The organism is Lacisediminihabitans sp. (assembly GCF_036404185.1).
Lineage (GTDB): Bacteria > Actinomycetota > Actinomycetes > Actinomycetales > Microbacteriaceae > Lacisediminihabitans.
Genome location: NZ_DASWPB010000096.1, coordinates 25279 through 37477 on the forward strand (window position 1 = coordinate 25279; position 12199 = coordinate 37477).

Consider the following 12199-nt stretch of genomic DNA (forward strand, 5'->3'; position numbering starts at 1 on the left):
GTGGCTGGCTAGAGGAACAGCTCCCCGTCAAAGTCGTTGGACCACTGGACACGGCCGTCGGCGAGCATCCGTACCCAGGAGAACGCGAACGTATCCAGACGAGCGGGGTCGGTGACGAACAGTGCGGTGGCCAGCCCGTCGGCGGTGGCGGCGTCCTGGGCGATGGCCCAGGTGGCGATCACATCGGAGACGGGTTGTCGGGTGTGACCATCCAGGATGTGGTGCAGCCGGTCACCCCATGCGCGGCGGGTGCTTGCCGACGCGCACAGTGCTCGATCCCGCAAGGGAACGGTGCCGATGACCCGGCCCGGCCGGGTGGGGTGCTCCAGCCCCACGATCACTGGGTCGGGGCCGTGGTGGCGTAGGTCGCCGCTGCCGTCTACGACGAACCGGCCGACTCCAGTGCGGCACAGAACCGCGGTGATGAGGTCGACCAGGTAGCCCTTTCCGGCTGCGCCCACGTCGATCACCAATGGGTGGTCCGTCACGAGCGTGACCTCTTCGCGGCGGACGTCGCCGAGCCATGAGTCCGGGCGGCGGCCGGCAAGGGTGGCGTAGTCGGGGGTAAGGGTGTAGCCGCAGTCGTAGCCGAGCAGCTCCAGGTCTCGACCGACGAGCGGGTCGACCGCGCCACCGGTTTCGGTAACGAGCGTGTCGTAGAGGTCGAGCAGTGCGGTGTCGCGGGCAGGGAATGTGAACCGTCCCCCGGCGGGCGCGTGCGCGATCTGGTTGACGAGCGAGTCAGCGCGGAACCGTGACCAGACCCGATCGAAGTCCTCGGTCAGGGCGATGATCTCTTCTTGAAGCTGATCGGGTAGCGGATTCTCGGTGTCGATCTTCCAACCAGTGCCGATCGCGGTGAACCGGAACACGGCGCCGGTTGCTGGCGCGTCCGTTGCCGGCGCGACGGTCTGCTCAGCCGAGGTCGGGAACACATCGAGGCCCGGAGCAGGCATTCCGACGTCGCTGCTCAAAGTCGCGTTCTTGCTCACGCACTCCACGTTAGGTGGACCGTCACCATTCAGGGAGTAGCTGGTAGTACACCCTTGTTGCCGTCATTCGGCGCCCCGGTGGATACGGTTGGCGTCGAGTGGCCGCGATGATCGCTCGCAGTAACGGCGCTACGGCCGATCGACCGGCGGCTGGCAGTGCATCCACTCAACCTCACCAGTTCGGCGAACAGTATGGCCCCTTCCTTTCCCGATCCTTTTCACGCCGTAGATGTTCCAGTCCAACGAATGCGGCTCCCCGTGTTTCACGCGCCCCAGAACCAGCGCAGCCCGTTGTAGGTGTACTCCATCGCGGCAACCCCATCATGGGAATAGCCATCCCTGACGCGGTAAGCGAAGTTCCCGTCCTGTTCGCTGTCGGCCTCAGTGAAATATGGGGAGTTCCGCATGAGTTCCACCCTGTTCTCGTCATACTGATGGGCGAAGTCCTCGGTCCCCGTGATGACCCATACGAAGTAGTCGGCCTGATCGCGAGTCTGAGCGGCAGCAACGATGTTGTCCATGTCCAGTGAGGTCCCGCAGCTCATCGGCAGGAAGTACCGGAAGTAATCCAGGGCGTACTGGAAGGTCCGCCACGTCGCCACCGCGCCCATGGAGAAGCCGCCGAAACCGCGGTGGTCACGAGAGGCCACAAGATCTTCCGGCGAAACACTTTCAGCGTAGGTCGAGTACGTGCCTTCTACTGCCGGGACGAGGTCGTTCAGGAGCTCATGATGGTAGTTCTGGTTCAACGTGAGCGCCAGGCCGAAGCTTCCGCTGTCCTCCGGGCTGGTGTTGTTGTAGGTAGGGGCGACGACTATCAGCGGCTGGATCTCACCCGCAGAAATCGCATTGTCGAGCACATTCGTGAAAGCGGAAGGGTCGCCCGGCGTTCCGAGCGTCGTCGTCTCATTACCCCACCCGCCGTGCATCAGGTAGAACACGTTGTACTGCTCATCCGCGTTGTAGCCATACGGGAGATAGACGATCGCGCGCTTGGTCAGCTCCTGCGTCTCTTGCTCATATGTCATCGACTCGTAAGTGTCATAACTCAGCTCGACAAGCGTTCCTTGCTGCTGGGCGGGCGAAGAATAGCCCTGCGGAACGGCCTCCAGCACCTGAGAGAGCGGATTCGTGCTCACAGCCATCCCGGAAGGAGACTGACTCACAGCCGTCGCGGAGGGCGTCTGACTCCCGCTGTCGTTGTCCATCGGCGGGCCGCCGCTGGTGCAACCGCTCAGCGTCACGAGCGCGACGAGCAGTACAACCGACGCTTCTCGGATTCCGCTCATGGCATGGCCGCCGTGTTGTAGAAGCCGTCAAGGAAGCCCCTCTGGTGGGGACCCAGAACCGCAAACAGCGGTTGACGGTCGGCCATCTGATTCTCCTAGATCATGGGACGAGTTGTTCTCGTAGACGTGCCTCGCGGGGGGGACGAGGGAACGCCGCTCGGCGGTGGCGTGCTGGCCGCTGAAGATGTGTCAGGCGCTCTCGTCGGTTGAATCCGGGGTCAGCTCCTGACCGAGATGGATGAGTGCTCCTTCGTACTCGTCGTCTGTGACGCGGTCGCCCCACTCGACGTCGAGCGCGTTCGGGTCACCCGTGCTCTCACCAGCGGCCAGGTGGGTCATGAGCCGGTCTGGGAGGGCACCGTGCCAGTGCCACTGTCCGGGTGGGGTGTGCACGGTCTCGCCCGGGCGGAGCAGGAGGGTCTGGCCGTCGCGGCTCTGTACGACACCGACCCCATCGGTGCCGTACAGGGTCTGCCCAAGGGCGTGACAGTGCCAGACGGTGTGCGCCCCGGGCGCGAAATGCACCAGAGCAAGACGGAGCCGAGACGGCAGCTCGCCCTCGGCGATCGGATCGACCCACACCTGCCCAGTGAACCGGTCGGGATTCACTGCCGCGGTCGGCGATGAGGGCAGGCGTCTCATCGGTCCTCACCTGGTTCGTCGCCGCGGGTGACGTCGCGGAGCACGCCGACGGCGGCCACGCCACAGGGCCATCCGGCGTAGAACGCGAGTTGGGTGATCGCCTCGACGAGTTCTTGTTCGGTCAGGCCGTTTTGCAGGCCCAGGCGCAGGTGTGAACGCAGCTGCTCGGTCCGGTTCAACGCGACCAGGGCGGCAACGGTGACCAGGCTGCGGTCGCGGGGCGACAAGCCGGGGCGGGCCCACACGTCCCCGAACAGTACCTCGTCGGTCAGTTCCGCCAGTTTCGGGGCGATGTCGCCCATCAGCTGTTGGGCGCGGCTCTTCTCCTCGGTCATGGCTTCCTCTCTGCCCCAGCTTGCATAGCCATGCCCCCACGCTATGACCGCGCCCCCGCGGCTGGCAGTGGCTGGTAGTACACGGATAACCAGCCACTCCCACCGGAGCCGTCAGTGTGCTGCCCTGGATAGGTGTTGAGGCGAGTCCGCCGACGCCGGGCCCTCCGGTCCCAGAACGCGCAGCCGCCCCGAGACACCTATATCCAGGCCAGAGGTAAGGAAACCCATTCACATGACCGACTCCCAGAATCCCGGCCGCGTCGCGGTCATCACCGGCGCCTCGTCGGGTATCGGCGCTGCCACCGCACGCGCTCTCGCGGCCGACGGCTACCGCGTCGCTCTCCTCGCACGCCGGCTGGACCGCATCGAGGCCCTCGCCACCGACATCGGCGGCGGCGCCATCGCCATCCAAGCCGACGTCACCGACCGCAGCCAGCTGATCGCCGCTGCCAAGCGCGTGAAGGACGAGCTCGGAGGTACTGACGTCCTGGTCAACAACGCCGGCGCCATGCTGCTCGGCCCCTTCAGCTCGGCGCTGTACCAGGACTACCGCACCATGATCGAGGCGAACCTGCTGGGCGCGATCACCACCACCGAAGTGTTCCTCGACCAACTCAAGGATGGTGGCGGTGACATCGTCAACCTCTCCTCCGTCGCCGGCCGCACCGCCAGCCAGGGCAACGGGGTGTACGCCGCCACCAAGTGGGGCATCAACGGCTGGTCCGAATCCCTGCGCCAGGAGCTACTGCCCGGCATCCGTGTGACCGTCATCGAGCCGGGCGTGGTGGACACCGAGCTCCCCACCCACATCACCGACGACGCCACCCGCGAAGTCATCCAAGGGTTGTACGACGTCGCCACCGTCAAGGCCGAGGACGTCGCCGAGGTCATCGCTTTCGCGCTCTCCCGCCCCCGCCATCTCGTCCTCAACGAGATCCTCCTGCGCCCCTCCGACCAACTGCTCTAGCACAATCGCACGTGGCAGTGCCGAGCCCGAAGGCAACACCCTGGAGAGCGGCCGGATGCGCGTCCCCGAGGCATGCCCCTCCGGGCGATGCTGACCAGTGCGGGTGACTCGCCTTGTCGGCAAAGATCCTTCGGCGGGGGGGAACTGAAGCCATGGTGATGGATCTCAAGGTGGACACCAGTGGGTCGCCGCGACGGCTAGCGCCGACGAGCACCGTCCGGCGGCACTCCCGGACGGGAGGGTTCACTCTCGTGACGCGCATCGATCACCGCGCCCATATGGGTCGTCGCCCAGTCCTCCAATGCCTTCAACGGCTCACGAAGCGTCTCGCCCAGCTCCGTGAGCTCGTACTGGACACGAGGCGGGACTTCGGCGAAGACCGTGCGAGTCACGAGGCCATCGTGCTCCAAGGCGCGCAGCGTCTGGGTGAGCATCTTCTGCGATACCCCATCGACACGACGGGCGATCTCCGAGAAGCGGCGGGGGCCGCCCTCCAGCGCGCCGATCACGAGAACGGTCCATCGGTCCCCGATGCGGTCCAGAAGCTGGCGCGTCGGGCAATCCCGAACGTACGGATCCCACTGCTGCCGTGCCATTCATGCTCCTCTCCGGTGGACAGACGATGGCATGGTTACCGCGAGGTGCCTACTTCACACAGGTAAGTAACTCTCCTACAGTAACTAGAACAGGGGCGGAGGGGAATCCCTTGCCCTCGTCAATTCAGCAAGGAGCACACGTATGGCACACATCACCGTCTTGGGCGGCACCGGATACGCCGGCGGAAACATCGTCGCGGCCGGCGTGCAGAAGGGGCACACCGTTGTCTCGTACAGCAGGAAGATTCCCGAGACCCAGATCGAGGGCGTGGAGTACCGCACCGGAGACGTCGCGGATGACACCGTCCTGGCTACCGCGATGGAGGGCGCCGATGTCGTGATCTCGGCCCTCTCCCCGCGCGGCGAGCTCGAGGGCGCTGGCAGACTCCGCGGGATCGAGAAGAAGGTTGCCGATCTCGCCCAGGCCAACGGCACCAGGTTCGGGGTGGTCGGCGGCGCCGGCTCGCTGCTGGTCGCTGCGGGCGGCCCGCAGTTGGTCGAGACCGACGGTTTCCCCGATGCGTTCAAATCCGAGGCTGCCGAGCTTGCGGGGGTTCTCGATGATCTGCGCGCTAGCGAGGACGCACTCGACTGGTTCTTCGTCAGCCCTGCCAGCAGTTTCGGCGCCTGGGCGCCCGGTGAGGCGACCGGCGTCTACCGCATCGGCGGCGACGTGCTCCTGGTGGACGAGAACGGGCAGTCGAACATCTCCGGCGCTGACCTCGCCCTCGCCATCGTTGAAGAGATCGAGAAGCCGACGCACCATCGTGCCCGGTTCACCGTCGCGTACTGAACGACGACAGGGCTGCGGATGACCGCAGAGCGGCCATCACCGATCATGGCGAAGCGGAGACGCTTGCCGCTGAGCCAGATCCTGCATCCGCAGCTACCCGTCGTGGGGGTTCCCGGATTAGGGCAGTAGCCTGTTCGCGGCTGCGGCGGGCAGCCGCGTCAGGGTGGTCGAACCGACGATCGCATCGACGACGTGGTGTAGCGCGACCGCGTCGTCGAACGTGGGTGCGTTCGACGTACCGGCGCGGAGGTCGCCAGCCATCCGCGCGTACAGACGCGCCACGTTCCCGGCGATGGCGTCGTCGGGGATGGCCCCGGGTTCCTCGGGCACCGCGACGTCGCGGAAGCGTTCTTCCCGACCCGTGCGCAGCTGGATGTGCAGGGGCACCATCTGAACGTGCCCGGACGGCTCCGCCGTGACGCGGACGTCCGCCTCCGTCCCTTGGATGTCCCAGCTCAGTCCCGGCTCGTCGCGGGGGACGCCGCCCCGATAGTGCACCGAGAACGGGACGCCGCTGGCGAAGTGCCCGATGAAGGCAACTTCGTCCGGCGCGGACATGGGCACGGCCTCCCCGGTCGCGGAGTCCCGGACCACGCCACGACGCGAGTCGACGAGGGAGGACAGGTCGGCGATATCGCCGAAGATGTCGCGGACGGCGGACATGGTGTGCCCGATCGGGATGGTCACCAACGTCGCGCCGTTGTCCGGGTCGAGCAGATAACCCTCAGACGCAGCACTCTCGATGGCGGCTCCCCAGCCGCGCCCCCAGCCCCGGATCGTCGTCGACAGCACCGTGCCGAGCTGTCCGGAGGAAACCAGGTTCCGCAGGTACACGACAGCTGGGGTAACCCGGGCCTGCGTCCCGATGACGCCGAGGACGCCGCGATCGCGGGCGAGACCGGCGAGTTCCTCCGCTTCGGCACGGCTGCGACCCAGCGGCCACTCGCAGTACACGTTCTTTCCCGCCTCCAGCGCCCGCTTGACGAGCGAGAAGTGCCCGGGCACGCGCACGGTCACCGTCACGATGTCGACATCCGAGGATGCGACTAGGTCGTCGACGTCTCCGACGGTGCCCTCAATGTCGTAGTAGCTGGCGGCTCGACGCGCACTCTCGGCGCTGCGGTTGGCGACTCCGACGATCTGGAAATCGTTGGAGAGAGCTCGCAGTGCCGGTACGTGGGCACGGGCTGCCCAACCATGTTCCGGTTGCAGCCCAATGATCCCGACACCAAGCTTCTTCTGCACTGTCACAGATATCCCTTCACTCGCTGCGCCGACGTGGGAATGCCCGCTCAGGCGAGCGTGCGGGCGTAAAACCCGGTGAGCTTGCCGATGGCGGCGTCCACGTACTCATCGACCCAGTAGGTCTCGATGTGCCGGGCGCCCTCGATGAGGAACAACTCCTTGTCCTCGGTTCCCGTGGCCAGGGGGAAGGCGTCGTCGGTCATGTAGCGGGTGTCGGCGGCGCTGCCCGCGATCATCAGCAGCGGCACATCAATCAGCTCGATCTGATCGGTGACATCGAACCTCATCAGGTCCAGCAGGCTGCTCATCGTGTACTTGAACGTCGACCCCGGGTGCGCGTGGGTCTTCCAGTAGTACTCGTACCCCTGCCGGTACAGGTCGAACGGCTGGGCCGCGATCTGCTCATCGGTCAGGTCCGCGTCACCGGCATAGAGAACCTCGCCACCAGCAGCTTCCTGCGCGCGGGCTGCGGCGGCCTGCCGCAGCCGCTCCTGGATGGTGTCCACGGCGGAGTCCTGCAGGCCGTTGCGCCGCACGCGACCGGAGTTGAACATGCTCACCGTCGCCACGGACCGGAAGCGCTTGTCTGACTGGACCGCCTTCAGCGTGTAGCCGCCCCCACCACAGATACCCAGGGCGCCGAGACGGTCGGTGTCCACGCCGGGGAAACCGGCGATGAAGTCCGCCATGCCGTGCACGTCGTCGGTGCGGTAGAACGGCTTGTCCATGCTGCGGGGCTCGCCGCTGCTGCCGCCTTGGTAGGCCGCGTCCGCGGCGATGGTGATGTAGCCCTGCTCGGCGAGGCGCTGCGCATAGCGGCCGGCTACCTGCTCCTTGACCCCGCCATTCGGGTGCGCCACCGTGACCGCCGGGTACGAACCGGCCGGGTCGTAGCCCGCAGGGGTGTAGACGTTCGCGGCGATGTCGATGTCGTGTAGCCGGTAGGTCACGGGGTGGATGTTGACCTTGCCCGGCTCGTTCTGGGTGATCGCGTCCTCGTAGACCAGCGTGAACGGATTTCGCCGATAGTCCAACACCGGTCCCGTACGTGCCGTGTGCTCCTTGTCCGCCATGTCAGTGTTCCCTTCAAGTTTGGTGCTTCCTGTGTGGCTTCCCCACTGATTGCACGTCATTGATCGCCAAGCAGGAAGGTGCTGGTATTCCAGGTACTGGAAGCCCGTCCCTTTTCGTCGCCGAGAGATGCTCTCGGTTGATCCTGTTCCAATGGGCTGGTGTACCTCTTGAGCGACCGAGGGACGGTTCGGTTCCAGACGATGCTCGAAAGCAGAACTCCGAGCAGAACAGATCCTGGAACGGTCGTTCTCACTGACCGTCTTGAACGTCCGCGAGTCGAGATTGCGAACAGAAGTTGAGCCGTCAGTGTTCAAGAATCGTCGGGCATCGCCCTTCGTGCGCCCCTCACGGGTCCGGCGTGCTGGAGCGCGCGGGGTCGTTTGCCTCGTCGTTCTGTTCGAGGGTCGCGGCCCAGCTGGCGAGCAGGCGGAGTCGTTCGTCAGAGGGGCTGCCGGGCGCGGCGGTGAGGGTGTAGAGGTGCCAGCCGGGATCACCGGGCAGGTCGAGGCCCTCGTAGGCAAGTTCGAGGTCGCCGACGATGGGGTGGCGCAGACGCTTGATGCCGGTGCGGTGGTATTTCACGTTGTGCGCTGCCCAGCTGGTGCGGAATGCGTCAGAGCGGGTGACAAGCTCGCCGACCAGATCGGTCAACTGTTTGTCGTGGGGGTGCTTGCCGGCGTAGCTGCGGAGCGTGGCGACGATGTCGTTGGCGACCTTGTTCCAGTCGAGGTAGAACTGCCGGGAGGCTTCCTCGTTCAGGAAAACGAAGCGGGCGTTGTTGACGGGGCGCCTCGGGTCTGCGAACAGCGGTGCGTTCAGCGCCCGGCCGAGCTGGTTGGTGGCGACGAAGTTCATGCGCTCGTCACGCACCCACGCGGGAGCGTCCGTGATCGCGTCGAGAAATCGCTGAAGGCTGGGGCGTACTTGGTTCGCCGAGTCCCGGGGTCGGGTGCGGCGCAGCGGTCGGGGAACGGCCGCCCGGGCGAGGTCGAACAGATGGGAGGTCTCGGCTTCGTCGAGCTGGAGGGCTCGAGCGAGCGCATCGAGCACTTGATCAGAGGTACCACCGAGGTCGCCGCGTTCCAGCTGGGCGTAGTAGTCGACGCTCACCCCGGCCAGCAGCGCAACCTCTTCGCGGCGCAGTCCCGGCACGCGCCGGTTGCCGCCACCGATGAGGTTGGCTTGCTCGGGGCTGATCCTGGCCCGACGGGTGCGCAGGAACTCCCGTACCTCGTTCCTGTGATCCATACGTACAGCCTAAGTCGGTCCGCCCTCTAGTGGGGTGGGCTACGGGTACGTGGGTCGACAGGAACTGTCAGGTCAGACTGAAAGAGCGAAGAGTGGAAGGCATCGACCAAAGCTGGCCACCGCTCGCATTGTCCTGATCGGAAAGGGCAAGGCAACCGCGATAGCAATGGCCTCCCAATTCGACGAAAGGCACATGATCATGGCCACCACCGGGCAGACCCGAGTGACGCTCAATAACGGGCTGGCGATCCCCGCCCTGGGCTTTGGCGTGTTCCAGACCACGCCAGAGGACACCGTTGCGGCCGTGACGGTCGCGATCGGTGACGGTTACCGGCTGATCGACACCGCCGCGTCCTATGGCAATGAGCGCGAGGTCGGCGAGGGCATCCGGAGCTCAGGCGTCGATCGGGACCAGATCTTCGTGGAGTCCAAGCTGTGGATCAGCGACTACGCCGACGGCAAGGCCGAGGTCGGTTTCGATGCGAGCCTGCGCCGCCTTGGCGTGGACTACGTCGACGTGTACCTGCTGCACCAGCCCACCCCGGCGGACTTCGACGACACCATCGCCGCCTATCGGCTGCTTGAGCGCAAGCTCGCCGACGGCGAGGTGCGCGCCATCGGCGTGTCCAACTTCAGTCCCGACCACCTCACCCGCCTGCTGGACAAGGTCGACGTGGTGCCGGCGGTCAACCAGGTCGAGCTGCACCCGTACTTCACGAACGCGACCGTGCAGCACGCCGATGCGACGCTTGGCATCCTCACCCAGGCGTGGTCCCCGATCGGGGGCATCCACCGCTACCGCCCCACCGACGCCCCCGGAGGCGGGAACGTGCTGGAGAACCCGGTGATCACCGGGTTGGCTGCCAAGTACGGCAAGACACCCGCCCAGGTGGTGTTGCGCTGGCACCTCGACCAGGGCCGTTCGGCGCTGCCGAAGTCGGTCACTCCGTCCCGCATCACGGAGAACGTCGACGTGTTCGACTTCACCTTGCTGCCGGAGGAACTGGCCGCGATCGACGCCCTCGACACCGGGCTGCGCGGCGGCCCCGACCCGGAGCTGCTCAACACCCGCTCGTTCCCGAAGGCCGTCGACAACTCGTGACCCGAAACAACGTGAACTCGCGACACGACGGCCACCAGGTGTCAGCAGAGGGCACGGGCATCATGGCGACGTGGCTGATCACCGGCACCTCCAGCGGACTCGGTCGCGCCCTCGCCGAACAGGCTCTAGCCGCAGGTGGCCAGGTGGTCGCCACCGCCCGCGACCCGCAGACGATCCGAGACCTCGAGGACGCACATCCTGATACCGCGGCCGCGGTGCGGCTGGACGTGACCGACCGGACGTCGATCGCCGCCGCCGTTGACACGGCCCAGGCCCGCTTCGGCGACATCGACGTGCTGGTCAACAACGCCGGCTACGGGTACACCGCAGCGATCGAGGAGGGCGAGGACGACGCGGTGGCCGAGCTGTTTGCCACGAACTTCACCGGCCCGGTCGCGCTGATCAACGCCGTGTTGCCCGGCATGCGCTCGCGCGGGTCCGGGCTGATCGTGAACGTCTCCTCGGTCGGGGTAAAGCTCACTCTGCCCGGCGGCGGCTACTACTCCGCGGCGAAGGCCGCCCTGGAAGCCGCCTCCGGTGCCCTGCGCAAAGAAGTCGCGGCACTCGGGATTCACGTCATGGTCGTCGAGCCCGGCTCTATGCGCACCGACTTCCGAGGCCGCTCCGCCCGCCGGTCCGAGATCCGCATCGGCGACTACGACGAGATCCTCGGACGCACCGGCGAGGGCCGGCTCGGCCCACAACGCGGCGACCCCGTCAAGGCAGCCCGCGCCATCCTCACCGCAACCACCGAACCGGTCCCGCCCGCCCTGCTGCTGCTCGGCAGCGACGCCCTGACCGACTACCGCACCCTCACGCAGGCCGAACAGGCCGACGTCGACCGCCACGAACCCCTCACCCTCAGCACCGACGCCACCACCTGACCCGGTAGACGCCCCCGACCATCGCACAGCGAACACACAAGAGAAGAGAAGAAGCGCATATGTCTACGTGGCTGATCACCGGATGCTCCAGCGGCCTTGGCCGCGCCATCGCGACGGCGGTGTTGGATGCCGGCCACAACGCCGTCATCACCGCCCGTGACCCGGCCAAGCTCGCCGCCCTCGCCGAAGCCCACCCCGACACGGCCCTCGCACTCCCGCTGGACGTGCGCGACCACGGGCAGGTCGCCCTGGTGGCGCGGCAGGCGACGGAGCGCTTCGGCGGCATCGACGTCCTGGTCAACAACGCCGGACATGGCTACCGCTCGGCGGTGGAGGAGGCCGACGCCGCCGAGGTGCAGGAGCTGTTCGAGACGAACTTCTTCGGCCCCGTCGACCTCATCAAGCAGATCCTGCCCGGAATGCGGGCGCGTCGCGCGGGCACGATCATCAACATCTCCTCGATCGCCGGACGTCTCTCGAACCCGGGCTCGGGCTACTACTCCGCTACCAAGTTCGCCCTGGAGGGCCTGTCCTACGGGCTGCGGATGGAAGTCGCCCCGCTAGGCATCCGCGTCGTGATCGTCGAGCCGGGCGCGTTCCGCACCGACTTCGCCGGCCGCTCCCTGCAGCAGTCCGCCACCGCGATCGAGGACTACGCGACCACCGCGGGGCTGCGCCGCAAGGAGAACGACCACACCGACGGCAAGCAGCTGGGCGACCCGGCCCGCGCCGCCCAGGCGATCCTCACCCTCGCCCAGTCCGAGACCCTCCCCCTACGGGTGGTGCTCGGAACCGACGCAATCACGGTCATCGAGACCGAGCTGGAACGCCAGCACGCCGAACTCGACGCCATGCGCGAGCTCAGCGCCAGCACCGACTTCCCCGAAGGCGGAATCGGAGGGTGAACGCCCACCATCCCAGCACGGCACGGAACCGATCAGGGCCCGACCCGCACTGCCGGACACCGGAGACAGGACGATCCCGGTCGACAAGCAGCTAGACACACCACACCTCGATCCCGCCGCCCTCCGG

The 12199-nt window shown here is 66.6% G+C and carries 13 protein-coding genes; 5 read left to right on the forward strand and 8 right to left on the reverse strand.

Going from position 1 to position 12199, the window contains the following annotated elements; all coding sequences use genetic code 11:
- Positions 1-8 precede the first annotated feature (8 nt).
- The 4 genes from VGC18_RS06365 to VGC18_RS06380 form a co-directional block, all read right to left on the reverse strand.
- Positions 9-992, reverse strand: a complete 984-nt coding sequence (locus VGC18_RS06365; RefSeq protein ID WP_331095416.1) for an FAD:protein FMN transferase — start codon at positions 990-992, stop codon at positions 9-11.
- Between the two features lie 263 nt (positions 993-1255).
- Positions 1256-2281: an alpha/beta hydrolase gene (locus tag VGC18_RS06370; protein WP_331095419.1), complete on the reverse strand. Its 1026-nt coding sequence runs from the start codon at positions 2279-2281 to the stop codon at positions 1256-1258.
- Positions 2282-2470: 189 nt separating this feature from the next.
- On the reverse strand, positions 2471-2923 hold the full coding sequence (locus VGC18_RS06375) for a (R)-mandelonitrile lyase (protein ID WP_331095421.1): 453 nt from the start codon (positions 2921-2923) through the stop codon (positions 2471-2473).
- Positions 2920-3258, reverse strand: a complete 339-nt coding sequence (locus VGC18_RS06380) for a carboxymuconolactone decarboxylase family protein (RefSeq protein WP_331095423.1) — start codon at positions 3256-3258, stop codon at positions 2920-2922. Before VGC18_RS06380 ends, VGC18_RS06375 begins: the two co-directional genes overlap by 4 nt.
- Positions 3259-3490: 232 nt before the next feature.
- Between VGC18_RS06380 and VGC18_RS06385 the strand changes: the two genes are divergently transcribed.
- Complete coding sequence (locus VGC18_RS06385; protein ID WP_331095426.1) at positions 3491-4225, forward strand: SDR family oxidoreductase; 735 nt, start codon at positions 3491-3493, stop codon at positions 4223-4225.
- A 197-nt stretch (positions 4226-4422) separates the two neighbouring features.
- Here VGC18_RS06385 and VGC18_RS06390 read toward each other — a convergent pair whose 3' ends face one another.
- Positions 4423-4821: a helix-turn-helix domain-containing protein gene (locus VGC18_RS06390; RefSeq protein WP_331095428.1), complete on the reverse strand. Its 399-nt coding sequence runs from the start codon at positions 4819-4821 to the stop codon at positions 4423-4425.
- Positions 4822-4963: 142 nt separating this feature from the next.
- On the opposite strand from VGC18_RS06390, the gene VGC18_RS06395 reads away from it, so the two are divergent.
- Positions 4964-5614, forward strand: a complete 651-nt coding sequence (locus tag VGC18_RS06395) for an NAD(P)-dependent oxidoreductase (RefSeq protein ID WP_331095430.1) — start codon at positions 4964-4966, stop codon at positions 5612-5614.
- A gap of 117 nt (positions 5615-5731) precedes the next feature.
- On the opposite strand, the gene VGC18_RS06400 is transcribed toward VGC18_RS06395, so the two are convergent.
- From VGC18_RS06400 to VGC18_RS06410, 3 genes are all read right to left on the reverse strand, one after another.
- Positions 5732-6865: a Gfo/Idh/MocA family oxidoreductase gene (locus tag VGC18_RS06400; RefSeq protein WP_331095432.1), complete on the reverse strand. Its 1134-nt coding sequence runs from the start codon at positions 6863-6865 to the stop codon at positions 5732-5734.
- Between the two features lie 41 nt (positions 6866-6906).
- Positions 6907-7932, reverse strand: a complete 1026-nt coding sequence (locus VGC18_RS06405) for an alpha/beta hydrolase (protein ID WP_331095434.1) — start codon at positions 7930-7932, stop codon at positions 6907-6909.
- 346 nt (positions 7933-8278) lie between these two features.
- Complete coding sequence (locus tag VGC18_RS06410) at positions 8279-9181, reverse strand: helix-turn-helix transcriptional regulator (protein ID WP_331095436.1); 903 nt, start codon at positions 9179-9181, stop codon at positions 8279-8281.
- A gap of 199 nt (positions 9182-9380) precedes the next feature.
- On the opposite strand from VGC18_RS06410, the gene VGC18_RS06415 reads away from it, so the two are divergent.
- From VGC18_RS06415 to VGC18_RS06425, 3 genes are read left to right on the forward strand one after another with little or no spacing between them, the layout of a single operon-like run.
- Positions 9381-10283 (forward strand): aldo/keto reductase, encoded by a 903-nt coding sequence (locus VGC18_RS06415; RefSeq protein WP_331095438.1) that lies wholly within the window; start codon positions 9381-9383, stop codon positions 10281-10283.
- On the forward strand, positions 10280-11167 hold the full coding sequence (locus VGC18_RS06420; protein WP_331095440.1) for an oxidoreductase: 888 nt from the start codon (positions 10280-10282) through the stop codon (positions 11165-11167). The genes VGC18_RS06415 and VGC18_RS06420 overlap by 4 nt, the downstream gene beginning before the upstream one ends.
- A gap of 59 nt (positions 11168-11226) precedes the next feature.
- Positions 11227-12072 carry an oxidoreductase gene (locus VGC18_RS06425; RefSeq protein ID WP_331095442.1) on the forward strand — a complete coding sequence of 282 codons (846 nt, stop codon included), beginning with the start codon at positions 11227-11229 and terminating at the stop codon, positions 12070-12072.
- Positions 12073-12199 lie beyond the last annotated feature (127 nt).

Excerpts from the sequence above, each read along its gene's own strand:
- VGC18_RS06370 (WP_331095419.1), bottom strand. The coding sequence starts at position 2,281 with ATGAGCGGAATCCGAGAAGCGTCGGTTGTACTGCTCGTCGCGCTCGTG.
- VGC18_RS06375 (WP_331095421.1), bottom strand. The coding sequence starts at position 2,923 with ATGAGACGCCTGCCCTCATCGCCGACCGCGGCAGTGAATCCCGACCGG.
- VGC18_RS06380 (WP_331095423.1), bottom strand. The coding sequence starts at position 3,258 with ATGACCGAGGAGAAGAGCCGCGCCCAACAGCTGATGGGCGACATCGCC.
- VGC18_RS06385 (WP_331095426.1), top strand. The coding sequence starts at position 3,491 with ATGACCGACTCCCAGAATCCCGGCCGCGTCGCGGTCATCACCGGCGCC.
- VGC18_RS06390 (WP_331095428.1), bottom strand. The coding sequence starts at position 4,821 with ATGGCACGGCAGCAGTGGGATCCGTACGTTCGGGATTGCCCGACGCGC.
- VGC18_RS06395 (WP_331095430.1), top strand. The coding sequence starts at position 4,964 with ATGGCACACATCACCGTCTTGGGCGGCACCGGATACGCCGGCGGAAAC.
- VGC18_RS06405 (WP_331095434.1), bottom strand. The coding sequence starts at position 7,932 with ATGGCGGACAAGGAGCACACGGCACGTACGGGACCGGTGTTGGACTAT.
- VGC18_RS06410 (WP_331095436.1), bottom strand. The coding sequence starts at position 9,181 with ATGGATCACAGGAACGAGGTACGGGAGTTCCTGCGCACCCGTCGGGCC.
- VGC18_RS06415 (WP_331095438.1), top strand. The coding sequence starts at position 9,381 with ATGGCCACCACCGGGCAGACCCGAGTGACGCTCAATAACGGGCTGGCG.
- VGC18_RS06425 (WP_331095442.1), top strand. The coding sequence starts at position 11,227 with ATGTCTACGTGGCTGATCACCGGATGCTCCAGCGGCCTTGGCCGCGCC.